This window comes from Pseudomonas sp. UBA2684, from assembly GCA_002354655.1.
Classification (GTDB): domain Bacteria; phylum Pseudomonadota; class Gammaproteobacteria; order Pseudomonadales; family Pseudomonadaceae; genus Aquipseudomonas.
On the sequence record DELY01000046.1, the window covers coordinates 28,353 to 49,327 of the forward strand.

Here is a 20,975-nt window from a genome sequence, read left to right on the forward strand (position 1 = left end):
CATGTCTGCCGCGCCCTTCCCCCGGCACATCGCCGTGCTGATTCTGGCCACCCTGGCCTGTTCGTTCGCCGGCGGGCATATCGCCGCCCGTATCGCCTTCGACCACGACACCGGCCTGCTGCTGGCGATGCTCTGCCGCTCGGGCGTGACCATGCTGGCGCTGATCGCGCTGGTGCTGTGGCGCAGCGAATCACTGCGGCTAAAACCGCAAACCTGGGGTTGGCAACTGCTGCTGGGGCTGCTGATCGCGGTGCAGAGCTTCTGCATCTACTCGGCGGTGGCGAGGATTCCGGTGGCCCTGGCGCTGCTGGTGGTCAACCTCGCGCCGATCCTTCTGGCACTGCTGACCTGGGCCCTCGGCGGGCCACGCCCAACCGCGCGGGCGGCGCTGCTGATGGGGCTGATTCTGTTCGGCCTGGTGCTGGTGCTGGACCTGCCGGCGCGGCTGTCCGGCGAGACGCAGATCGATGCCAGCTGGATCGAGGGCGTGCTGTTCGGTTTGACCGCGGCGGCCGTTTTTGCCTGCGCGCTGTGGGTGACCGAGCATCGCCTGAGCGCGATGCCGGGTACGGTGCGCAGCATGCTGACCATGCTGGTGGTGTTCGTCGCCTCGGCCCTGGCCGGTGCCGGCGGCTTGCTGCCCGGCGGCATGGGCCTGCCGTCGGCTGGCGTCGGCTGGGTCGCCCTGGCCTGCCTGGTGCTGCTTTACGGCACGGCGTTTTCTACCCTGTTTATCTTCGTCACCCGGCTGAACATCGCACGCAATGCCCCGGTGATGAACATGGAGCCAGTGGCCGGACTGCTATTTGGCTGGCTGATTCTGGATCAGCTGCTCGGCGGCATGCAGATTATCGGCGGGCTGATCGTGGTCAGCGGCATTGTGCTGCTGACCTACCGCCGGCCGGCCTGAAGCATGCCTAGCCGGCGCGGGTCAGGCCTGCTGAGCTTGCGCTTCGGCGGCTTCGTGGGCCTGACGCAGACGCTCGCGGCTGTTGGTCAGGTGCAGGCGCATGGCGGCGCGCGCCGCATCGGAATCCTGGCGGGCGATGGCTTCGAAAATCTGCTCATGCTCGCGGCTCAGGCGCGCCTGGTAATGCGCCTGATCGTCGTGGGCGATGCGTGCGGAATTCAGCCGGGTACGCGGAATGATGCTGGTGCCCAGGTGACTCATGATGTCGGTGAAGTAGCGGTTGCCGGTGGCCTCGGCAATCAGCAGGTGGAACTGGAAATCCGAGGCCACCGCATCGCCGGAATGCGCCGCGTCGTAGCCCAAGGCGTCCAGAGCTTCACGCATGGCCGTCAGTTGCTCGGTGCTGCGCCGCTGCGCCGCCAAGCCAGCCGACTCAACCTCCAGGCTGATGCGCAGTTCAAGAATCGCCAATACATCGCGCAAGGTGACGATGGTCGCCGGGTCGATGCGAAAACCGCTGGGGCTCGGCGTATCCAGCACGAAGGTGCCGATGCCATGGCGCGTCTCCACCAAGCCGGAAGCCTGCAAGCGCGACAAGGCTTCGCGCACCACGGTGCGACTGACGCCCTGCTCTTCCATGATCGCCGACTCGGTCGGCAACTTGTCGCCCCGTTTGATCACCCCATCACGAATACGCTGGGAAAGCTCGGTCACCAGCTCCTGGGCAAGGCTGCGGTGCTTCCTACGGGCGCGCGGCGGGGTGTTCTGGTTATCCATATCGGCGGTCTTTCTCGGCTAACGGCTAAGCCGCCATCATAGCCCAGGCGGTTGTACGATGACACATCCCATAACGCATAAGCGATTTGCACCGAAGACTCTGGAGCCCTGCACATGACCCCAACCCTGCTGACCCTGGAAGATTCGTTGACCCGTCTGACACTGGCGCCGGAGCTGGGCGGTAGCATTGCCAACTGGACGGTACGCGCCAGCGGCCAGCCGTTGCTGCGCCCTAGCGATGCGCACGCGCTCAACGCCGCCACCGCCCGCCGGCTGGCGTGCTACCCGTTGGTGCCATGGTCCAACCGGATTGCCCAAGGCGGCTTCGCCGTGCCGCATGGCTGGCTCGCGCTGCCGGCCAATACCGCAAGCGATCCCTTGCCGATCCATGGCAGCGCCTGGCAGCAGCCCTGGCAGGTGATCGAACACAGCGCCACGGACATCCGCCTGCAGTTGGACAGCCAACTGCCCTTCGCTTACCGCGCCCAACAGCACATCCACCTCAGCGCAGGAAAGCTGCGCATCGGCCTGCACGTCACGCACTTGGCGCCGCATGCCGCCTGGCACGGGCTGGGGCTGCATCCGTACTTCCCACGTACCGCGCAGACCCAACTGTGCGCCGCCGCGCAACAGGTCTGGCAATCCGATGCCGCGCGCCTGTCCACTCACCTGAGCGAACTGCCGGAAGCCTGGAACTTCCAGCAGCCACGGCCGCTGCCTGAGGACCAGATTGATAACGCCTTCAGCGGCTGGGACGGCCGGTGCCGGATCATTCAAGCCGATGCCGGCTACCAACTCGATTGCCAGGCTGGTGGCAGCGCTTACTACCTGGTCTATTGCCCAAGCGGGCAGGACTTCTTCTGCTTCGAGCCGGTCAGTCATCCGGTCAATGCACACCACCTGCCCGGCCGCCCAGGCCTGCGTCTGTTGCACCCGGGGCAATCCATCGACATGCACTTCAGCCTGCATTACCAGCCGCTGCGTTAATACCTGGGGTGAATACGCCGTGTAGCACAGCCGCTTTATTTAGGCGCTGTACCCGCTATATGGTGAAACGTGAGGTCGGCTAGACAATGCCTGGAGCGCGGTAATGCGTAGGGTGAGTTCGGCGCATGACCGCGGACTCTCGGCCGCTGCATCGCCCGTTACGCCGTAACCCACCAGAGGGGCTAGGCCGATTAGCGCTTGGTGGGTTACGTGGCGCTCTATTGCGCAGTCGCTTTGCCAGCCCGCCTCAGCGCCACTAACCCACCCTACAGAATCTGCGTACGCACAGTTAACAGGAACATAGCCTTTATTTATCCGTAATCACTACGCTATGTGCAGCGGCACGCTAAACACGCGGTTAATCGGCGCTAGACTTTTATCGAGGGTTCGCCATAATCGGTGCGCGTTGTTATCCGCAACGTCGTTTAAAAGCCGTTACGCATACAATAAGTAACTGTTTTTAATCGGGGGATTATCTTCAAGCATGATGCTTCGCCAGCCAATCCCCACACTATAAAGCGGCTCAGGCTGCATATTAATCGGTAACCGTAGCAGTAAGGCCGGGCGCCTTACGTTGTCGCCGACGCATTTTTAAGACCATGGGTAATCACGTGACGAAAGACGAACTGCGCGCCGAACTCGAGCGCCAGGCGCAGCGTTACAAGGATGTATACGGCGGGGAAGTCATCACCTACGCCGCTCAACCGGATCCCGAGCGCAAGCCGTGGCGCAAGAAGGCCAGCCTTCTCGACCAAGCGTTTGAGAAAGAAATCGAAAAGATTGAAAAAGACCTGCAAAGCAAAACCGATGGAACCACCGACTAACGCCTCAAGGCCGCACTCTCCTCTGTAGGAATAGCGCGGTCACTGTATTAATCCTGGCGCGTTAATACGTCGGAAGTTTCTTCGCGCGTCTGCTTAGATCTGGGCAATTGCCACGCACGACACGCTCACTGGCCTGGCTAACTAAATAGCAAGGCCAGTGCAGAGTGAAGTAGCGGGCCGTTGAAAAACGCTACGGCGTTAACCACGGCGCTATTAGCGTCGTTTGCTGCCCAGTAACGAGCCCAGCAACCCCCGCACCAACTGCCGACCGATCTGGTTAGCGGCTTGGCGCACCGCCGTTTTCATTACTTGCCCGGCCAGGCTGCCCAGCAAATCGCCCGCCATGCCGCCAATGCCGGCTTCGGCTTTGCCGGCCTTGCTGGCTGTCACCTCATCAACCTGCTCGGCGGCGTCGGCACTGGCTTTGGCCGCACGGGCGGTGAGCAGCTCGTAGGCCGACTCACGATCCAGCGGTTTGTCGTAGCGCCCGAGCAGCGGCGACTGGCGAATCAGTGCCGCCCGTTCGCTGTCGCTGAGCGGGCCAATGCGCGATTGCGGCGGCGCGATGGCCACGCGCTGCACCATGGCCGGCGTGCCCTTGTCTTCCAGGGTGCCGACCAGCGCTTCGCCGATCCCCAGTTCAGTCAGCACCGCAAGCGTGTCGAAGGCCGGATTGGGACGGAAACCATCGGCTACCGCACGCAGGGATTTCTGCTCCTTGGCGGTGAAGGCGCGCAAGCCGTGTTGAATACGCAGGCCCAGCTGAGCCAGCACGTCATCCGGCAAATCGCCAGGCGACTGAGTGACGAAATACACCCCCACACCTTTCGAGCGAATCAGTCGCACCACCTGTTCCAGGCGCTCCTGCAAGGCTTTCGGGGTGTCGGCGAAGAGCAGATGCGCCTCATCGAAAAACAGCGCCAACAGCGGCTTGTCGGCATCGCCACGCTCCGGCAGTTGCTCGAACAACTCGGCCAGCAGCCATAGCAGGAAAGTCGCGTAGACCTTCGGCGCTTCGTGCACCAGGCGGCTGGCATCGAGCAGGTGAATCCGCCCACGGCCGTCACGGTCGGGCTGGAGAATGTCTTGCAGTTGCAGCGCCGGCTCGCCGAACAAGGCTTCGGCGCCCTGTTGCTCGAGGCTCGATAGCCGCCGCAGCAGCGCCTGCGACGAGGTATTGGTGAACAGCGCACTGTCCTCACCGAGCACCTCGGGGTGGTCTTTGAGGTGCGTCAGCAGCGCTTTCAAGTCCTTCAGGTCGAGCAGCAGCAAGCCTTCGCGGTCTGCCACCTTGAAGGCGGCATACAGCGCGGCTTGCTGGCTGTCGGTCAACTCCAGCAACGCACCGAGCAACAACGGGCCCATTTCACTGAGCGTGGTGCGCAGCGGGTGGCCGCTTTGGCCATGAATGTCCCACAGCGTCACCGGGTAGGCGGTCGGCTGATGAGCGAGCCAGGGCATGCTGGCGATTCGTTCGGCGACCTTGCCCTGCGGCGCACCCGCAGCGCCAAGACCACACAGGTCACCCTTCACATCGGCGGCAAACACCGCCACGCCGGCATCGCTGAACGTCTCGACAAGACGTTGCAGCGTCACCGTCTTGCCGGTCCCGGTAGCGCCCGCCACCAGACCATGCCGATTGGCCAACCGCAGCGCCTGGCCGACTGGCTGACCGGAAAGGTCAGCGCCCAAAACAAACTGATTCGATACAGGCATCTTTGCCATCCCCTGGGTTAGCAGGCCGTTGAAAAATGTAGCGAGCGAAGACTAGGCAAGGCGAAATCAGGCGAAAAAGCGCAGTGTACGAGTTGTACATGAGCATTTTGACTGGGCTCGCATTCGAGGCTGAGTTCAACGCGGCATAGTCGAGCGCAGTAGTTTTTCAACGGCCTGTTAAAGCTTTACTGCTGATATGCCGACATATCGAGCATCGCCGACTCACAGGCGCAAACTGTGCCCGACACCAGCCTAAGACTGGTGCCAGACCTCACCGGACGCAAGAAACCATGACCAATAACCTGAAGTTCAGCCACAAGATTTTGCTCGCGGCCTCTCTGGTGGTGATCGCCGCCTTCTCGTTATTCACCTTGTACAACGATTATTTGCAACGCAATGCGATCCGCGCTGACCTGGAAAGCTACCTGCACGAGATGGGCAACGTGACGGCGGGCAACATCCAGAACTGGCTGTCCGGGCGCATTCTGCTGGTCGAAAGTGCCGCGCAATCGATCGCCAGGAACGCCGACGCCGATCAAGTGGTCGGTCTGCTGGAACAGAGAGCCCTGACCTCGACCTTCGCCTTCACCTACCTGGGCAGCGCAGACGGCGCCTTCACCATGCGCCCGGACAGTGCCATGCCGGACGGCTACGACCCGCGCAGCCGCCCCTGGTACAAGGATGCCGTCGCCGCTGGCGGCACCACCCTCACCGAACCCTATGTGGATGCCGCCACCAGCGAGCTGATCATCACCATCGCCACCCCGGCACAACCGGCCGGCGTGGTGGGTGGCGACCTCAGCCTGCAAACCCTGGTGACGATCATCAACTCGCTGGATTTCGACGGCCTCGGTTATGCGTTCCTGGTCAGCGCCGACGGCAAGATTCTGGTGCACCCGGAAAAAGACCTGGTGATGAAGTCGCTCACGGATGTGTACCCGACCAATACACCGCGCATCGGCAGCGACTTCAGCGAAGCCGAATCGAATGGCGACACGCGCATTCTCACCTTCGCCCCGGTCAAGGGCCTACCGTCGGTCGACTGGTACGTCGGCCTGTCGATCGACAAGGCCAAGGCCTACTCCATGCTCAGCGAGTTCCGCGCCTCGGCGATCGTCGCGACCGTGATTGCGGTGGTGTTGATCATCCTGCTGCTGAGCATGCTGATTCGCGTGCTGATGCAGCCGCTGAACGTGATGGGTAAAACCATGCAGGACATCGCCCAGGGCGAAGGCGACCTGACCAAGCGCCTGGCGATCCAGTCCAACGACGAATTCGGCGAACTGGCCAAGGCCTTCAACCGCTTCGTCGAGCGGATTCACGGCTCGATCCGCGAAGTATCCTCGGCCACCAGCCAGGTCAACGAAGTGGCGAAACTGGTGGTCAACGCCTCCAACTCGTCGATGCTCAACTCCGACGAACAGGCCAGTCGCACCAACAGCGTGGCGGCAGCGATCAACGAATTGGGCGCTGCCGCCCAGGAAATCGCGCGCAACGCCGCGGATGCCTCGACCCACGCCTCGGATGCACGCCAGCAAGCCGAAGATGGCCGTCAGGTGGTGGAAAAAACCATCCATGCGATGAACGACCTGTCCGGCAAGATCCGTGCGTCCTGCAGCCATATCGAAACGCTGAACGGCAAGACGGTGAATATCGGGCAGATTCTCGAAGTGATCAAAAGCATCTCCCAGCAAACCAACCTGCTGGCGCTCAACGCGGCGATCGAAGCAGCACGGGCCGGGGAAGCGGGTCGCGGTTTTGCCGTGGTCGCCGACGAGGTGCGCAACCTGGCGCACCGCACCCAGGAGTCGGCGCAGGAAATCGAGAAGATGATCGAAGAGCTGCAAATCGGCTCGCGTGAGTCGGTCACCACCATGACCGAAAGCCAGCGCTACAGCGAAGAAAGCGTGGAAATTGCCAACCAGGCGGGCGAGCGACTGGGCAGCGTGACCCAGCGCATCGGCGAGATCGACGGCATGAACCAGTCGGTGGCCACCGCCACCGAAGAGCAGACCTCGGTGATCGAATCGCTGAACATGGACATCATCGAAATCAACACCCTCAACCAGGAAGGCGTGGAAAACCTCCAGGCCACCCTGCGCGCCTGCGGCGACCTGGAGCAGCAGGCGTCGCGACTCAAGCTACTGGTGGACAGCTTCCGCATCTAAGACGCGGGCCGGTGCAGTCGGGTGGGTCGGATGGCGGCCCACCCGACTCGTCTATTTCTCCGGCGGACTTTCCGGCTTATCGCCAGTCGTCCGTTGCAGTTGCTGCCACAACTCGGCGGCACCGGGAAACTCGGTGCCATTCTCCGGGCTCAGAGCATCCGGGTCGTAGCGCCTGACACAGCCCTCACCCAAGGTCGGCGGTGGAGTCGAGGTGACGCGGTCGAGTGGATCACTCATCAAACACTCCTCTTGCTGGCAATGCCGCGGCCTTCAATCACTCGCGCCCGCCGCTCAATTGACTGCCAAGTGGCCCTGTTCATGCTGGGCGAATTCCTTGACGGCTCGCAGCACATCGCTGCGGCTGATCTGGCCGATCAAGCGGCCCTCCTCGATCACCGGCATACGCCGCCGGCGGCCACGCAAAAACCGCTCGGACACCTCGATGATGTCGGTCTCGGGCGAGATGGTTTCGACTTCCGTGGTCATGTACATGCTGACATTGCCACCAATGGCCTCGTAGTAGGCCCCGGAGAGTATCCCGCGCAGGCAGTCGCCTTCGGAAAGCAGGCCGATCAGATGACCTTGGGCGTCGACCACCGGAGCGCCGGAAATCCGGTGCTCCAACAGCCGATTGATGGCGGTGAACAGATCCGTATCAGCGCGGAAGGTCACCAGGTGGCGGGTCATGTAGTCCCGTACTTTGATTGACTTGAGCATGAGTGAACTCCTGTGTCGTGCACCAGGCCGGAACACGACAAGGCGATCAGTCGAACACCACCGTCTTGTTGTCGTGCACCAGCACGCGGTCTTCCAAGTGATAGCGTAGCCCACGCGAGAGCACCATCTTCTCCACGTCCTTACCCAGGCGCACCATTTCCTCGATGCTGTCGCGGTGGCTGACGCGCACCACGTCCTGCTCGATGATCGGCCCGGCGTCCAACTCCTCGGTGACGTAGTGCGAAGTCGCGCCGATCAGCTTGACGCCACGCAGCGAGGCCTGGTGATAGGGCTTGGCGCCGACGAAAGACGGCAGGAAGCTATGGTGGATATTGATCACCCGCTGAGCGAAATCACGGCATAGCTGCGGCGGCAGGATCTGCATATAACGCGCAAGGACAATCACATCGGCCTGGTGGCTTGCGATCAGCCGCGCCACTTCATCGAAGGCCGGCTGCTTGTTCAGCGGATCGACCGGCACGTGGAAATAAGGAATACCGTGCCACTCGACCATGCTGCGCAGGTCGTTATGGTTGGAAATCACGCAGGGAATATCGCAATCCAGTTCATCGCTGTGCCAGCGGTGCAGCAAGTCCGCCAGGCAATGCGATTCGCGGCTGGCCATCAACACCACACGCTTTTTCTGCGCCGAATCGGTGATTCGCCACTCCATGGAAAACTCGCGCGCGATCGGCGCGAACGCCTGGCGAAAGCCGTCCAGATCAAATGGCAAGGAGTCGGCGCGAATTTCGTGGCGCATAAAGAACCAACCACTTTGATTATCCGAGTGATGACTCGCCTCGGTAATCCAGCCGTTATAGGTGGCCAGAAAGTTACTGACCTTGGCCACGATACCGACGCGGTCTGGACAGGCTATGACCAGCCGAAAAGTGCGCATGGGAAACTCCAGAAAATTCGCAAAGTCGGCCATTTTAGCCACAGCGCAGGAAAACTGCAGTATTCCTGCTGAGCCGCCCCGCGGCCTAAAGCCGCGGCCCCACAAATGGGTGCACAACCCGGCACTTGCCCGCGACGTTTTAGCCCACACGGGCAATGCGGTTTATTGACGATGCAAGGCCAATAGAAGACCTCTGAATTAATTCAATATTTACCCACAGCGCGGCATCCTGGAGTTAATTCGCGGCAGCCTGCACAACTTTAATTTGCCCAACCGTGGCAAATTCTTACAAAGCGGTTTACTTGTCAAAAGTGCCTGACTATTATTGCTAACACTTAGCCATCACCTCATCTGCAGATTAAGGTAAACCACATGTCGCTGATCAATGAATACCGCGCTACCGAAGAAGCCATCAAAGAACTGCAAGAGCGCCTGAAGAACCTGTCGCAAGACGACAAGCTGAAAAAAGAGCTGGAATTCGAAGGTAAACTGCGCACGCTGATGGGTGAATACCAGAAGTCCCTGCGTGACATCATCGCCATGCTTGACCCGGAAGCCAAAAGCAATAAGGCCCCGCGTGCCGCCAAAGTGACCGGCACCAAACGTGCCCGCAAAGTTAAGCAGTACAAAAACCCGAACACCGGTGAAGTGATCGAAACCAAAGGTGGCAATCACAAAACCCTGAAAGAGTGGAAAGCCAAGTGGGGCGCCGAGGTTGTAGAAGGCTGGGCCACCCTGCTGGGCTAAGCCCCGCCGCGTCGCCGCCACTCAGCGAATAAAAAACGCCAGCATTGCTGGCGTTTTTTTATGTGTTGCAGTTATGACAGCCCGCGGGCGAGGCAATGGACTGCAACCCAGCCCATGCCATGCGCCGCTGTTTATTCAGGCGCCACGGCATAGCGCTGACGCAAGCGCACAACATAGTCGCGCCACTCGGCCAATACCGCCTGCTGCGCCGGCGTTGCCGTGACGATTATTTCACCCAGGGCCGCCTCGAAACTCGCCACAGTATTCGGCGCACCATATGCCGGCAGCATTAAGCGTTGCTGACAGAATGCCCACCAACGCTGCTGCTCCTCGGGACTTAAGCTCGCCGGGAAGTTGCGCGCACGATAACGAAATAATAACTCCGGTAAGCGCCCATCATCGAATGGCCATACATCTTCGGCCAGGCGCGCCGGTTCGGCACGCCGCACTTGCTCGCATAAACGCCGGTCACGATCACCGATAAAACCGTCATACAACTGTTGTTCCGGATCTTCGCCAGGGGCGAACTCGTCTGCGCCATACACCTGGGCGAGTTTGTTCTGCCATAGCCCTTGCGCGGCAATCAAGCGATCTGCGCGCGCCTGATAATCCGTAGTATCCAATTGCAACCGCTGCATATCCTCGGCCCGTAATACCGTCAGCGGCGCTACCACCGGGCAGCGGTTGATATGCAGCAACTTCAAGGGCACGGGTAACTCGCCATCGGCCAGTTGCTCGCGGCGGGTATACAAGCGCTGACGCAACGTTTCGCCGTCTTCGTCGAGCAACGGCGTCGGGTCGGCATGCAGGTCGCAGACAATCAACGCGTTGCGATTGCGCGGGTGCCACGCCAGTGGCAGAACCAGCGCCAAGTAATGCCGCGAACCGGCGAAGCGCCCGGAGATATGTACCAGCGGCTGCAACAGTTTTATCTGATCGAGCACCCGCTGTTTGCTGCGCAATTGATAGAGGTAGTCGTACAGCTTGGGCTGCTTGCTGCGGATCAAGCGCGCCAGGGCGATGGTCGCGCGTACGTCGGACAGCGCGTCGTGGGCCTGGCCGTGTTCGATGCCGTTGGCGGCGGTCAGCCGTTCGAGCTTGAGGCTGACGCGACCGTCCTCCTCCGGCCAGACCATCCCTTGCGGGCGCAAGGCATAGGCGGTGCGCACCAGGTCGATCAGGTCCCAGCGGCTGTTGCCACTCTGCCACTCGCGGGCATAGGGATCGTAGAAATTGCGGTAAAGACTGTAGCGCGTGACTTCGTCGTCGAAGCGCAGGCTGTTGTAGCCCACCCCGCAGGTGCCTGGCTGAGCCAGTTCGGCATGCACCCGCGCCATGAACGCGGCTTCGCTCAGGCCCTGGGTCGCCAGCCGGCTCGGGGTGATGCCGGTGATCAGGCAGGCGGCCGGGTGCGGCAGGATGTCGTCGCTGGGCTGACAATAGATATTCAGCGGCTCGCCGATTTCGTTGAGGTCTTCATCGGTGCGAATCCCGGCGACCTGCACAGGGCGGTCGCGGCGCGGGTCGATACCGGTGGTTTCGTAGTCGTACCAGAACAGGCTGGAGGTCACGGCGGTTTCCTAAAAACAGAATACGACGCCAGTCTAGCACTGCCCAACCGAGCACCTGAGACGGCCCCCGTGTGGATCTAGCCGCAGATTGCCGCTAGTGGCCTGTACGGCTAGTTGGTTAACTCAAGTTCGGATGGCCGAGGCTCTGAGACAAGGCGCTGCGACGAGTCATAGCTGGCTATGGCGAGGAGCAGCAACGCAGTATCGAAGCCTCGGACGCCGAAATTGACTAATTGAACTAGCCACACAGGCCACCAGACGGGTTGCTTCGCCGCTGGCCGCTGGCTAGCATCGGGGTTTCCCCATCGCAGTATGCTGATGTCGCCTACCGCCACCCCGCCTCATCCACACGATCCTCGCGCACCGGCCACGCTGCTGGATACGCGCTATCAGGTGGAAACCCCTGAAGGGATCGACCTGATCCTGCGTCCTGCCGGCCTCGTGCCGCGGGCGCTAGCCTTTACCATCGATCTGCTGATTCGCGGCCTGTTGCTGCTGGCGCTGTATGTGGGCCTCGGGATGCTCGGGCAATTCGGCATGGGCCTGGCGACCATCCTGCTGTTCCTGGTCACCTGGTGGTACATGGTGCTGTTCGAAGTATTCAACCAGGGGCGCTCGCCGGGGAAACAACTGCTTGGCCTGCGCGTGGTGCACGATGACGGCACCCCAGTCGGCTGGGCGGCCTCGCTGACCCGCAACCTGCTGAGGTTCGTCGATATCCTGCCGTTCGCCTACACCCTGGGTATTCTCAGCTGCCTCAATCACAAGGCGTTCAAACGCCTGGGCGATATCGCCGCCGGAACGCTGGTGGTCTATAGTGACAGTCCGCCGCTACGCCCCAACCTGCCGGCAGCACCGGCCTTGCGCGCGCCGATGGCACTCAGCCTGCGCGAACAACGCGCACTGCTCGGTTTCGCCGAGCGCAGTGAAACGCTCTCCGCCGCACGTCGCGCCGAATTGGCGGGTATTCTTGCCGAACCCTTGCAGGTCGCGCCGGAACAGGCGGAGCAGCGCATCCACGGAATCGCCCGTGGGCTGCTGGGGCCGACATGAAACAGAGCCTGTTTGAAAGCCGCCACCAACGCGACTGGGAGAGCTTCGCTGCGCAACTCGATGCACTTGAGCGCGGCAAGGCCGACAGCCAACAGTGCACGGGCTTCGCCGCCGATTATCGGCGCCTGTGCCAGCAGTTGGCCCTGGCCGAAGCACGCGGCTACAGCAATCACTTGATCGAGCAACTGCAGCAGTTGGCTCTGCGCGGCCATCAGCAGTTCTATCGCCATCGCAGCCCGCTCGGCGCCCAGTTAATCGGCTTTGTGCTCAGCGGCTTTCCGCGTCTGGTGCGCACCGAATGGCGTTGCGTGCTGGCCGCCAGCCTGCTGTTTTTTGGCAGCTTGCTGGGCATGGGCGTACTGGTTTACCTGTTTCCCGAACTGATCTACAGCCTGGTCGACCCCGCTCAAGTGGCGAGCATGGAGCAGATGTACGACCCCGACGCGCGGCGTCTCGGACGCTTTGGCGAGCGCGACTCGGGCGACGACTGGATGATGTTCGGCTTCTACATCATGAACAACATCGGCATCGCCTTTCAGACCTTCGCCAGCGGCCTGCTGTTTGGCCTCGGCAGCCTATTCTTCCTGCTGTTCAACGGCCTGATGATCGGTGCGGTGGCCGGTTACCTGACGCAGATCGGCTACGGCGCAACCTTCTGGTCGTTCGTCGTCGGCCACGGCGCCTTCGAACTCACCGCCATTGCCCTGGCCGGCGGCGCCGGCTTCAAGCTCGGCTGGGCGCTGCTCGCCCCCGGTCGTCTGCCGCGCGGCGAGGCCTTACGCCTGGCCGCTGGACGCAGTGTGCGGTTGATCGGCGGGGTGATTCTGTTCCTGCTGCTGGCGGCCTTTATCGAGGCCTATTGGTCGTCGATGACCTTTGCCAGCCCAACCATCAAATATGTCGTCGGCGCGGGGTTGTGGTTGTTGGTACTGGCCTACCTGCTGCTCGCCGGACGAGGTGCGCATGCGCCTGACTGATGCCAGCGTGGCGATTCGCCCGCGCAGCGCCTGGGAGGCGCTGGACCTCGGCGTGCTGCTCGCCCGCCGGCATGCCGGTCTGCTGATGGCCAGCTGGGCATTGGTCACCCTGCCGATCTTCGCCCTGCTCTGCCTGCTGCTGTGGGAGTACCCCGGCTGGGCGGTCTTCGCCTTCTGGTGGCTGAAACCGGCCTACGAACGCCTGCCGCTGTATATCCTCTCGCGGGCGCTGTTCGGCGATACGCCCACCCTCAAGCAGGCGCTCAAGGCGCTGCCCGGGCTGCTCAAGCCGCAGCTGCTGGCCAGCCTGACCTGGCGCCGCCTGAGCCCGACGCGCAGTTTCGACCTACCGGTGCTGCAACTCGAAGGGTTGTCCGGCGAGGCGCGCAGCCAGCGCCTGGTGGTGCTCGGTCAACGCGATGCCGGCGGCGCCACCTGGCTGACCCTGGTCGGCGTGCACCTGGAAATGGCCCTGTGGCTGGGCCTCGCCAGCCTGTTTTATCTGCTCTTGCCACAACAGATAGAACTGGATTGGAGCTGGCAAAGCCTGGTCAATGCGGCAACTGGCGACTGGCTGTGGTTGGAGCATCTGTCCAACCTGCTGTATGTCCTGGCGTTGATCGTCTGGGAACCGGTGTATGTCGCGTGTGGCTTCACCCTCTACCTGAACCGACGCACCGCCCTGGAGGCCTGGGATATCGAATTGGTGTTCCGCCAGCTGCGCCAACGCCTGAGCGGCGTGGCCTATGCGCTGCTGCTCGGCTGCGGCCTGTTGTTGCTGCAAGCGCCGACGCCGGCCATGGCCGCTGCGGCGGTAGGCACCAGCAGTTGCCCGCTTCCCGTCGAAGACCCACTTGGGCCGCAGGCCGCCCGCTTGCTCCAGCAACCGCTGAACAGTCAGGCCGCACAGCAGAGCATCGGCCAACTGCTCGATCAAGCGCCATTCGAAAACCGTGAAACCGTGACCCGCTGGCGCTTAGGCGACGCAACGCCGACCGAAGAGCTGAGCGAAGACGAGCTCAAGAGCCTGCTCGAACTGATCGAGAAATTCTTCACGCTGGCCCAGTTCTGGAAGAGCATCGACGGCGTCGCGCTGTTTTTCGAGGCGCTGCTCTGGGCTGCCGTGCTCGGGCTGGCGGGCTTACTGATCTGGCGCTACCGCGACTGGCTCGGCGCCTTCACCGGGCGCCTGGGGTTGCCGGCGCGGCAGAAGCCCGTAGCGCCGCACCAGCTGTTCGGCCTTGAAGTCGCCCCGCAAAGCCTGCCCGATGACGTCGCCGGTGAAGTCGAGCGGTTATGGGCCGAACACCCGCGCGCGGCCCTCGGCCTGCTCTACCGCGCCCTGCTCAGCCGTTTGCTGCACGACTACCGACTGCCGCTGAGCAACGCCCACACCGAAGCCGAAGTGCTGAACCTGGTGCACAGCCTCGACCAGGAAGAACTGGCCCGCTTCACCCAGGTGCTGACCCGTCACTGGCAGAACCTCGCCTACGGCCATCGCCTGCCGCCGGAAAACCTCAAGCATGGCCTCTGCGAAGGTTGGCGGCGCCTGTCCGCGAACGGAGCACGCGGATGAGCCGGCGTATCCTCTTTATCGGTGCTGGCGCACTGTTGCTCGGCCTGGGGCTGCTCGGCGCCTACCTGCTGAGCCGCGCCGTGCCCTACCAAGAGACCGTCGAGCACGGGCCCGCTCCTGAGGTCCGCGCCAACCCGTACCTGGCCGCCGAACACTTCCTGCGTCAGCAAGGCCTGCCGGTGCAGCGCGCCGATGGCCTGGAGGTACTGCCCACTCTGCCCAGTGCCGGACAGACCCTATTGCTGCTCGGCGATCGGCAGCGCATGAGCCCACGGCAAACCGAACACCTGCTGGCCTGGGCCGCCAAGGGCGGGCACCTGCTGTTTGTCGCCGAACGCCTATGGGACGAGGACCAAGGCCAAAGCGGCGACCTGCTGCTCGACAGCCTGGGCATCCAGCAATACCAAAGCGACGACCTTGATGAAGCGGCGGCAGACACCGATATCGAAACACCGCCCGCAGAGGCTGCCGAGCCAGACGAAGCAACCACGGCCTACCCCGAACTGACCCAGCTCTACCTGGAAAACGAAGAGGCGCCGGCCTACTTCGGTTTCGACACCGACTTTCACCTTTACGACGCCAACAACCGCGCGCATGCCTGGGCCAACAGCGGCGCCGCCACGCACCTGCTGCAGCTCTATCACGGCGACGGCTTGATCAGCGTGCTGAGCGACAGCTGGATCTGGCAGAACGAGCGCATCGCCGAGCACGATAACGCCTGGCTGCTCTGGTACCTCAGTCAGGACAGCGCCGTGACTCTGCTCTACCGCGCCGAGCGCGACGATCTGTTCAGCCTGCTGCTGCGCCACTTCCCCGAAGCGCTGGCCGCCCTGGCCCTGCTGATCGGCCTGCTGCTGTGGTCCGTCGGCATGCGCCAGGGCCCGCTGCAAATGCCGGCCAGCCTAAGCCGCCGGCAGTTGCAGGAACACCTGCGCGGCAGCGCCGATTTTCTCTTGCGGCGCAGCGGCCAGCAGCCACTGCTGCAAGGCTTGCAGCAGGACATTCAACGCCGTGCGCGGCACCGTCACCCCGGTTTCGAACGGCTCGGCGTCGCCGAGCAGTGGCAGGTTTTGGGTCGCTTGACCCGTCTGCCCTCCAGCGCCATCAGCCAAGCCATGCGGCCGTTGCCCAAGCAGCGTCTGGCCGCCGCCGACTTCACCCGCCAGGTCGCCCACCTGCAAACCCTTAGGAATGCCCTATGAGCGAACACACGCCCGAACAGCCGAGCACGCCCATCGACGAGCCGACGACCGCCAGCTTGATCGCGCCGGCGCCAGCAGCCGCGCCGCCCGCCGCCAACCCCGCGGTACAACGCCAGCGCGCCAGCCAACTGGCCCAGGCCCTGCGTCTGGAGTTGCAAAAGGCGCTGATTGGCCAGAACGCGGTAATCGATGACGTGCTGACTGCGTTGATCGCCGGCGGCCATGTGCTGATCGAAGGCGTACCCGGCCTGGGCAAAACCCTGCTGGTACGCGCCCTCGCGCGCTGCTTCGGCGGCGAATTCGCACGCATCCAGTTCACCCCGGACCTGATGCCCAGCGACGTCACCGGCCACGCCGTGTACGACTTGCAGAGCGAACAATTCAAGCTGCGCAAAGGCCCGGTGTTCACCAACCTGCTGCTGGCCGACGAAATCAACCGCGCCCCGGCGAAAACCCAGGCGGCGTTGCTGGAAGTCATGCAAGAGCGCCAGGTCACCTTGGAAGGCCGCCCCCTGGCGGTGCCGCTGCCATTCATGGTGCTGGCCACACAGAACCCGATCGAACAGGAAGGCACCTACCCGCTGCCCGAGGCCGAGCTGGACCGCTTCATGCTCAAGCTGCGCATGGATTACCCCGCGCAGGATGAAGAGCTGAGCATGGTTCGCCAGGTCACCCGCTCAAGCAAAGCCGACATGCTCGACGTCGCGCCGCTACGCACCTTGTTGCAGGCCAAAGACATACTGGCCCTGCAAAAGATCGCCAGCGATTTGCCCCTCGACGAACAGGTACTCGACTACGCCGTGCGCCTGGCCCGCGCCACCCGCACCTGGCCGGGCCTGACCATTGGCGCCGGGCCGCGCGCCTCGATCGCCTTGGTGCGCGGCGGTCGCGCCCGCGCCCTGCTGCGCGGCGGCGACTTCGTCCTGCCCGACGACATCAAGGGTTGTGCCCTGGCCGTACTGCGTCATCGCGTACGCCTGGCGCCGGAGTTGGACATCGAAGGCCTGTCGGTCGATCAGGTGCTGCAACAACTGCTCGCACAGGTGCCGGCGCCGCGTTTATGAGCCCATCGATGCCCGCAGGTGCCGCATGAAACCGTCACGCGCGCTGCTCACCCTGCTCGCCGGCCTGCTCGGCCTGGCCATTCTGCTCGGCGCCCTGAGCGCCCTGGGCGTGCGTTTGCCGCCGGCGCTCCAGGCGTTCTGGTGGGGCCTGCTGCTGGCACTGCTGGGCGCCGCGCTGGTGGATGCCGGGCGCCTGCGCCAAGTGCCCACACCGCGCATCGAGCGCCAGTTGCCGGGCAACCTGCCGCTGGGGCGCTGGAGCGAGGTACGCCTGACCGTGCACCACGATTACCCGCGGCCGCTGCAACTGCAGGTATTCGACCACCTGCCCAGCGACATGGCCTTCGAGCATTTACCGCAGCGCGTCGAGCTGCATCCCGGCGAACAGACGCAATTCGCCTACCGCGTACGACCGCTGCTGCGCGGCCACTTCGTCTTCCCGCAGTGTGAAATCACCCTGCCCAGCCCGCTGCGCCTGTGGCGTGCCCGGCGTTACCTGGACCTGCCCCAGGCAACCCGGGTCTATCCGGACTTCGCCCGGCTGTACGGCGCGCAACTGATGGCGGTGGACGACTGGCTCAGCCAGCTCGGCGTGCGCCAGCGGCCGCGTCGCGGCCTGGGCCTGGAGTTTCACCAACTGCGCGAGTTCCGCGACGGCGACACCCTGCGGCAGATCGACTGGAAAGCCACCGCGCGCAAACGCATGCCGATTGCCCGTGAGTATCAGGACGAGCGCGATCAGCAGATCGTCTTCCTGCTCGACTGCGGCCGGCGCATGCGCAGCCAGGATGGCGAGCTATCGCACTTCGACCACGCCCTCAACGCCAGCCTGCTGCTCAGCTACGTGGCACTGCGCCAGGGCGATGCGGTCGGCCTGCTGACCTTTGCCGGCGAACACAGTCGCTTCCTGCCGCCGGTCAAAGGCCCGGCGCAGTTGAATGTGCTGCTCAACGCGGTGTACGACCTGCACAGCACCCAGCAACCCGCCGACTTCGCCGCAGCCGCCGATGCCCTGCTTAGCCGTCAGCGTCGCCGCGCCCTGGTGGTGCTGGTGAGCAACCTGCGCGACGAAGACGACGAGGAACTGCTCGCTGCGGTGAAACGCCTGGGCCGCCAGCACCGCGTGCTGGTCGCCAGCCTGCGCGAAGAAGTGCTCGACAATGTGCGCCAAGCCCCGGTGCAGGACTTTGAGTCGGCTTTGACCTACTGCGGCACCGTGGATTACCTGAACGCCCGGGCCAACCTGCACGAGCGCCTGAGCGCACACAATGTGCCGGTACTCGACGCGCGCCCCAGCGAACTCGGCCCGGAGCTGGTCAGCCGCTACCTGGCCTGGAAAAAGGCCGGAGCGCTGTAGGGTGGGTTAAGCGCACGCCGAAACGTCAGTCATGCCGCAGGGCTCAGCGCTGCGGTGTCTGTGCCGACGCCACGCCGGGTTACGCGGCGGTCGAAGACAGCGGTCCGCAGCTCAGCGGCAGGCGCCGCTAACCCAGCCTACAGAACGGCGTGACTCAATCAGCCGCGGGCGGCGTTGATCACGTCGATATAAAGCTCGGCCTGGCGCTGATCCTGGATCAGCGCAATGAAATCGTGGCCCTGGGCATCCTTGGCATCCAGGTCATAACCAGCGGCAACGAAAAAGCCGACAAAGCGCTCGAAGTCATCGATGCGCAGGCCGCGATAGGCCTTGATCAATTTGTGCAGCGACGGCGGCGTGGCGTCGGCCGGCTCGACGGCGAGGAACAGCTTGATCGGCTCGTCACCAATCTCTTCGCCAATCACCTGTTTCTTGTCTTTACGCATCGTTCACTCCAGCTAACCAAGCCACACGGGGCCGGCAGTGTAACTCCGGCGCGCCCCGGCGCTCAACGCATCCACCGCCGCCCCGGGGCAAGCAGCCGGACTTTTTAACACGCCGCCCGAGCGCGCCGACACCCGACTTAGGTCAAGACTGCCGCCACGACCCACGCCCTATACTCGGCCCAGCCATTACGGAGCCACCATGCCTTTGCCCCTCCCGCCGCTATTCGCTGCCTGGCGTCAGAGCCTGCGGGCCGGCTACGCCTGGAAAAGCCTGCGCGGCGACCTGAGCGCAGGCCTTACCGTCGGCATCATCGCCATTCCCCTGGCCATGGCCCTGGCGATTGCCGTCGGGGTGGCGCCGCAACACGGCCTGTACACGGTGCTGGTCGCCGCGCCGCTGATCGCCCTGTGCGGAGGTTCGCGCTTCAATGTGTCCGGGCCAACCGCCGCCTTCGTGGTGATCCTGCTGCCGATCACCCAGCAATTCGGCCTCGGCGGCCTGCTGCTGTGCACCCTGATGGCCGGGCTGATTCTGATCGCCCTCGGCCTGTTGCGCGCCGGGCGGCTGATCGAGTTCATTCCGTACCCGGTGACCCTGGGCTTCACCGCCGGTATCGGCATCGTCATTGCCACCCTGCAACTCAAGGACCTGTTTGGCTTGAGCCTCGCCGCGCAGCCGCACAATTATGTCGAGCAACTGAGCCTGCTGCTGCACTCGCTGCCCAGCCTGCAAGTGGGCGATAGCCTGGTGGCCGTGGTTTGTCTGGCGGTGCTGGTGCTGTGGCCGCGCTGGGTTCCACGGGTGCCGGGGCATCTGGCGGCACTGGCGGTCGGCGCCGGGCTGGCGCTGTTGCTGGAGCGCGCGGGCCTGCCGGTGGCCACCCTCGGCGAACGTTTCAGCTATCACCTGGACGGCATCGAATACCCGGGTATTCCGCCGTTTCTGCCGAGCCTCGCCTGGCCCTGGCAACTGTCGGGCGCGGACGGCCAGCCGCTGCAACTGTCTTTCGAACTGATCCGCCAACTACTCGCCCCGGCCTTTGCCATCGCCATGCTCGGCGCCATCGAATCGTTGCTCTGCGCCGTGGTGGCCGACGGCATGACCGGCAGCAAGCACGACCCCAACGGCGAGCTGATCGGCCAAGGCATCGGTAACCTGGTGGCACCGTTTTTCGGCGGCATCACCGCCACCGCGGCCATCGCCCGCAGCGCCGCCAACGTACGCGCCGGGGCCTGCTCGCCGTTGGCGGCGATTATCCACGCCGGCGTGGTGTTGATCGCCATCCTCTACCTCGCGCCGCTGTTCAGCTACTTGCCGATGGCGGCGCTGGCGGCACTGCTGCTGATCGTGGCGTGGAACATGAGCGAGGCGCGCCATGTGCAACACACCCTGCGCATCGCCCCGCGCAGCGATGTGCTGGTGCTGCTGACGTGCCTGATCCTCACCGTGCTGTTCGACATGGTGCTGGCGGTCGGCGTCGGCCTGTTGCTGGCCGCTGGCTTGTTCATCAAGCGCATGAGCGACCTGACCGACACCGCCGCCCTGCCTAAGCACTTTCACCACGCCTTGAGCGATCTGCCCGAGCATGTGCTGGTGTATGCGATTCGCGGCCCGTTGTTCTTTGGCGCGGCGGAGAAAGCCCTCAGCGTGCTACGCCGCTTGAGCCCCGGCGTGCAGGTGGTGATCGTCGACATCAGCGCCGTGCCGCTGCTCGACATGACCGCCCTGGCGGCACTCGCCAACGTGCTGCGCGACTACCGCGCGCAAGGCGTAGGGCTGGTGCTCAGCGGGCCCACCGCGCAGGTGCGTCTGCAACTACGCCGCGCCGGCATTCAGCGTGTCGACGGACAACTGGCCTATGTCCGCGACCTGCCACAAGCGCGGGTGAAAGCCCTGCGCTGGGCAGGCGGGAGCAAAACGTAGGGCGGACATGCCAACGGCTTGTCCGCCATTACTCACCCCTGGTGGACAAGGCTTCGCCATG

At 63.6% G+C, this 20,975-nt stretch carries 19 protein-coding genes; 12 read left to right on the forward strand and 7 right to left on the reverse strand.

The window, feature by feature from the left end; genetic code table 11:
* Position 1 precedes the first annotated feature (1 nt).
* Positions 2 to 910 carry an EamA family transporter gene (locus tag B3M58_RS16155; RefSeq protein WP_296220648.1) on the forward strand — a complete coding sequence of 303 codons (909 nt, stop codon included), beginning with the start codon at positions 2 to 4 and terminating at the stop codon, positions 908 to 910.
* Positions 911 to 931: 21 nt separating this feature from the next.
* On the opposite strand, the gene B3M58_RS16160 is transcribed toward B3M58_RS16155, so the two are convergent.
* Positions 932 to 1,687: a FadR/GntR family transcriptional regulator gene (locus B3M58_RS16160; RefSeq protein WP_296220649.1), complete on the reverse strand. Its 756-nt coding sequence runs from the start codon at positions 1,685 to 1,687 to the stop codon at positions 932 to 934.
* 114 nt (positions 1,688 to 1,801) lie between these two features.
* On the opposite strand from B3M58_RS16160, the gene B3M58_RS16165 reads away from it, so the two are divergent.
* Positions 1,802 to 2,674, forward strand: coding sequence for an aldose 1-epimerase (locus B3M58_RS16165; RefSeq protein ID WP_296220651.1), 873 nt, complete (start codon positions 1,802 to 1,804; stop codon positions 2,672 to 2,674).
* 611 nt (positions 2,675 to 3,285) lie between these two features.
* On the forward strand, positions 3,286 to 3,498 hold the full coding sequence (locus tag B3M58_RS16170) for a hypothetical protein (RefSeq protein ID WP_296220652.1): 213 nt from the start codon (positions 3,286 to 3,288) through the stop codon (positions 3,496 to 3,498).
* A 213-nt stretch (positions 3,499 to 3,711) separates the two neighbouring features.
* Here B3M58_RS16170 and B3M58_RS16175 read toward each other — a convergent pair whose 3' ends face one another.
* Positions 3,712 to 5,214: a helicase HerA-like domain-containing protein gene (locus B3M58_RS16175; protein WP_296220654.1), complete on the reverse strand. Its 1,503-nt coding sequence runs from the start codon at positions 5,212 to 5,214 to the stop codon at positions 3,712 to 3,714.
* A gap of 290 nt (positions 5,215 to 5,504) precedes the next feature.
* Between B3M58_RS16175 and B3M58_RS16180 the strand changes: the two genes are divergently transcribed.
* On the forward strand, positions 5,505 to 7,382 hold the full coding sequence (locus B3M58_RS16180) for a methyl-accepting chemotaxis protein (protein WP_296220655.1): 1,878 nt from the start codon (positions 5,505 to 5,507) through the stop codon (positions 7,380 to 7,382).
* A gap of 51 nt (positions 7,383 to 7,433) precedes the next feature.
* Here the strand turns inward: B3M58_RS16180 and B3M58_RS16185 are convergent, their stop codons facing one another.
* Genes B3M58_RS16185 through purU form a run of 3 tightly spaced genes read right to left on the reverse strand, consistent with a single transcriptional unit; the run spans position 7,434 to position 8,997 of the window.
* Positions 7,434 to 7,619, reverse strand: coding sequence for a hypothetical protein (locus tag B3M58_RS16185; protein ID WP_296220656.1), 186 nt, complete (start codon positions 7,617 to 7,619; stop codon positions 7,434 to 7,436).
* Between the two features lie 54 nt (positions 7,620 to 7,673).
* Complete coding sequence (locus tag B3M58_RS16190; RefSeq protein ID WP_296220658.1) at positions 7,674 to 8,099, reverse strand: CBS domain-containing protein; 426 nt, start codon at positions 8,097 to 8,099, stop codon at positions 7,674 to 7,676.
* Positions 8,100 to 8,145: 46 nt separating this feature from the next.
* Positions 8,146 to 8,997: a formyltetrahydrofolate deformylase gene (purU, locus tag B3M58_RS16195; protein ID WP_296220659.1), complete on the reverse strand. Its 852-nt coding sequence runs from the start codon at positions 8,995 to 8,997 to the stop codon at positions 8,146 to 8,148.
* 372 nt (positions 8,998 to 9,369) lie between these two features.
* Here purU and mvaT point away from each other — a divergent pair, with 372 nt between their 5' ends.
* Positions 9,370 to 9,744, forward strand: a complete 375-nt coding sequence (gene mvaT / locus B3M58_RS16200; RefSeq protein WP_296220661.1) for a histone-like nucleoid-structuring protein MvaT — start codon at positions 9,370 to 9,372, stop codon at positions 9,742 to 9,744.
* Between the two features lie 131 nt (positions 9,745 to 9,875).
* On the opposite strand, the gene sbcB is transcribed toward mvaT, so the two are convergent.
* The gene (sbcB, locus tag B3M58_RS16205; protein ID WP_296220663.1) at positions 9,876 to 11,315 is read right to left on the reverse strand and encodes an exodeoxyribonuclease I; all 1,440 of its coding nucleotides are present in this window, start codon (positions 11,313 to 11,315) and stop codon (positions 9,876 to 9,878) included.
* 318 nt (positions 11,316 to 11,633) lie between these two features.
* Here sbcB and B3M58_RS16210 point away from each other — a divergent pair, with 318 nt between their 5' ends.
* From B3M58_RS16210 to B3M58_RS16235, 6 genes are read left to right on the forward strand one after another with little or no spacing between them, the layout of a single operon-like run.
* Positions 11,634 to 12,368 (forward strand): RDD family protein, encoded by a 735-nt coding sequence (locus tag B3M58_RS16210; RefSeq protein ID WP_296220664.1) that lies wholly within the window; start codon positions 11,634 to 11,636, stop codon positions 12,366 to 12,368.
* Positions 12,365 to 13,345 carry a stage II sporulation protein M gene (locus B3M58_RS16215; RefSeq protein ID WP_296220666.1) on the forward strand — a complete coding sequence of 327 codons (981 nt, stop codon included), beginning with the start codon at positions 12,365 to 12,367 and terminating at the stop codon, positions 13,343 to 13,345. Before B3M58_RS16210 ends, B3M58_RS16215 begins: the two co-directional genes overlap by 4 nt.
* A complete protein-coding gene (locus B3M58_RS16220; protein WP_296220668.1) occupies positions 13,332 to 14,921 on the forward strand; it encodes a DUF4129 domain-containing protein in 1,590 nt (529 codons plus the stop codon). The genes B3M58_RS16215 and B3M58_RS16220 overlap by 14 nt, the downstream gene beginning before the upstream one ends.
* Positions 14,918 to 16,123, forward strand: coding sequence for a DUF4350 domain-containing protein (locus tag B3M58_RS16225; RefSeq protein ID WP_296220669.1), 1,206 nt, complete (start codon positions 14,918 to 14,920; stop codon positions 16,121 to 16,123). The genes B3M58_RS16220 and B3M58_RS16225 overlap by 4 nt, the downstream gene beginning before the upstream one ends.
* Positions 16,120 to 17,187, forward strand: coding sequence for an AAA family ATPase (locus B3M58_RS16230; RefSeq protein ID WP_296220670.1), 1,068 nt, complete (start codon positions 16,120 to 16,122; stop codon positions 17,185 to 17,187). Before B3M58_RS16225 ends, B3M58_RS16230 begins: the two co-directional genes overlap by 4 nt.
* 25 nt (positions 17,188 to 17,212) lie before the next feature.
* The gene (locus B3M58_RS16235; protein WP_296220672.1) at positions 17,213 to 18,544 is read left to right on the forward strand and encodes a DUF58 domain-containing protein; all 1,332 of its coding nucleotides are present in this window, start codon (positions 17,213 to 17,215) and stop codon (positions 18,542 to 18,544) included.
* A 158-nt stretch (positions 18,545 to 18,702) separates the two neighbouring features.
* On the opposite strand, the gene B3M58_RS16240 is transcribed toward B3M58_RS16235, so the two are convergent.
* Positions 18,703 to 18,990, reverse strand: coding sequence for a PA4642 family protein (locus B3M58_RS16240; RefSeq protein ID WP_296220673.1), 288 nt, complete (start codon positions 18,988 to 18,990; stop codon positions 18,703 to 18,705).
* A gap of 199 nt (positions 18,991 to 19,189) precedes the next feature.
* Here B3M58_RS16240 and dauA point away from each other — a divergent pair, with 199 nt between their 5' ends.
* Entirely contained in the window at positions 19,190 to 20,914 is a 1,725-nt protein-coding gene (dauA, locus tag B3M58_RS16245; protein ID WP_414704100.1) for a C4-dicarboxylic acid transporter DauA, read from the forward strand.
* Positions 20,915 to 20,975 lie beyond the last annotated feature (61 nt).

Excerpts from the sequence above, each read along its gene's own strand:
- B3M58_RS16155 (WP_296220648.1), top strand. The coding sequence starts at position 2 with ATGTCTGCCGCGCCCTTCCCCCGGCACATCGCCGTGCTGATTCTGGCC.
- B3M58_RS16160 (WP_296220649.1), bottom strand. The coding sequence starts at position 1,687 with ATGGATAACCAGAACACCCCGCCGCGCGCCCGTAGGAAGCACCGCAGC.
- B3M58_RS16165 (WP_296220651.1), top strand. The coding sequence starts at position 1,802 with ATGACCCCAACCCTGCTGACCCTGGAAGATTCGTTGACCCGTCTGACA.
- B3M58_RS16175 (WP_296220654.1), bottom strand. The coding sequence starts at position 5,214 with ATGCCTGTATCGAATCAGTTTGTTTTGGGCGCTGACCTTTCCGGTCAG.
- B3M58_RS16180 (WP_296220655.1), top strand. The coding sequence starts at position 5,505 with ATGACCAATAACCTGAAGTTCAGCCACAAGATTTTGCTCGCGGCCTCT.
- B3M58_RS16185 (WP_296220656.1), bottom strand. The coding sequence starts at position 7,619 with ATGAGTGATCCACTCGACCGCGTCACCTCGACTCCACCGCCGACCTTG.
- B3M58_RS16190 (WP_296220658.1), bottom strand. The coding sequence starts at position 8,099 with ATGCTCAAGTCAATCAAAGTACGGGACTACATGACCCGCCACCTGGTG.
- purU (WP_296220659.1), bottom strand. The coding sequence starts at position 8,997 with ATGCGCACTTTTCGGCTGGTCATAGCCTGTCCAGACCGCGTCGGTATC.
- mvaT (WP_296220661.1), top strand. The coding sequence starts at position 9,370 with ATGTCGCTGATCAATGAATACCGCGCTACCGAAGAAGCCATCAAAGAA.
- B3M58_RS16210 (WP_296220664.1), top strand. The coding sequence starts at position 11,634 with ATGTCGCCTACCGCCACCCCGCCTCATCCACACGATCCTCGCGCACCG.
- B3M58_RS16215 (WP_296220666.1), top strand. The coding sequence starts at position 12,365 with ATGAAACAGAGCCTGTTTGAAAGCCGCCACCAACGCGACTGGGAGAGC.
- B3M58_RS16220 (WP_296220668.1), top strand. The coding sequence starts at position 13,332 with ATGCGCCTGACTGATGCCAGCGTGGCGATTCGCCCGCGCAGCGCCTGG.
- B3M58_RS16225 (WP_296220669.1), top strand. The coding sequence starts at position 14,918 with ATGAGCCGGCGTATCCTCTTTATCGGTGCTGGCGCACTGTTGCTCGGC.
- B3M58_RS16230 (WP_296220670.1), top strand. The coding sequence starts at position 16,120 with ATGAGCGAACACACGCCCGAACAGCCGAGCACGCCCATCGACGAGCCG.
- B3M58_RS16235 (WP_296220672.1), top strand. The coding sequence starts at position 17,213 with ATGAAACCGTCACGCGCGCTGCTCACCCTGCTCGCCGGCCTGCTCGGC.
- B3M58_RS16240 (WP_296220673.1), bottom strand. The coding sequence starts at position 18,990 with ATGCGTAAAGACAAGAAACAGGTGATTGGCGAAGAGATTGGTGACGAG.
- dauA (WP_414704100.1), top strand. The coding sequence starts at position 19,190 with ATGCCTTTGCCCCTCCCGCCGCTATTCGCTGCCTGGCGTCAGAGCCTG.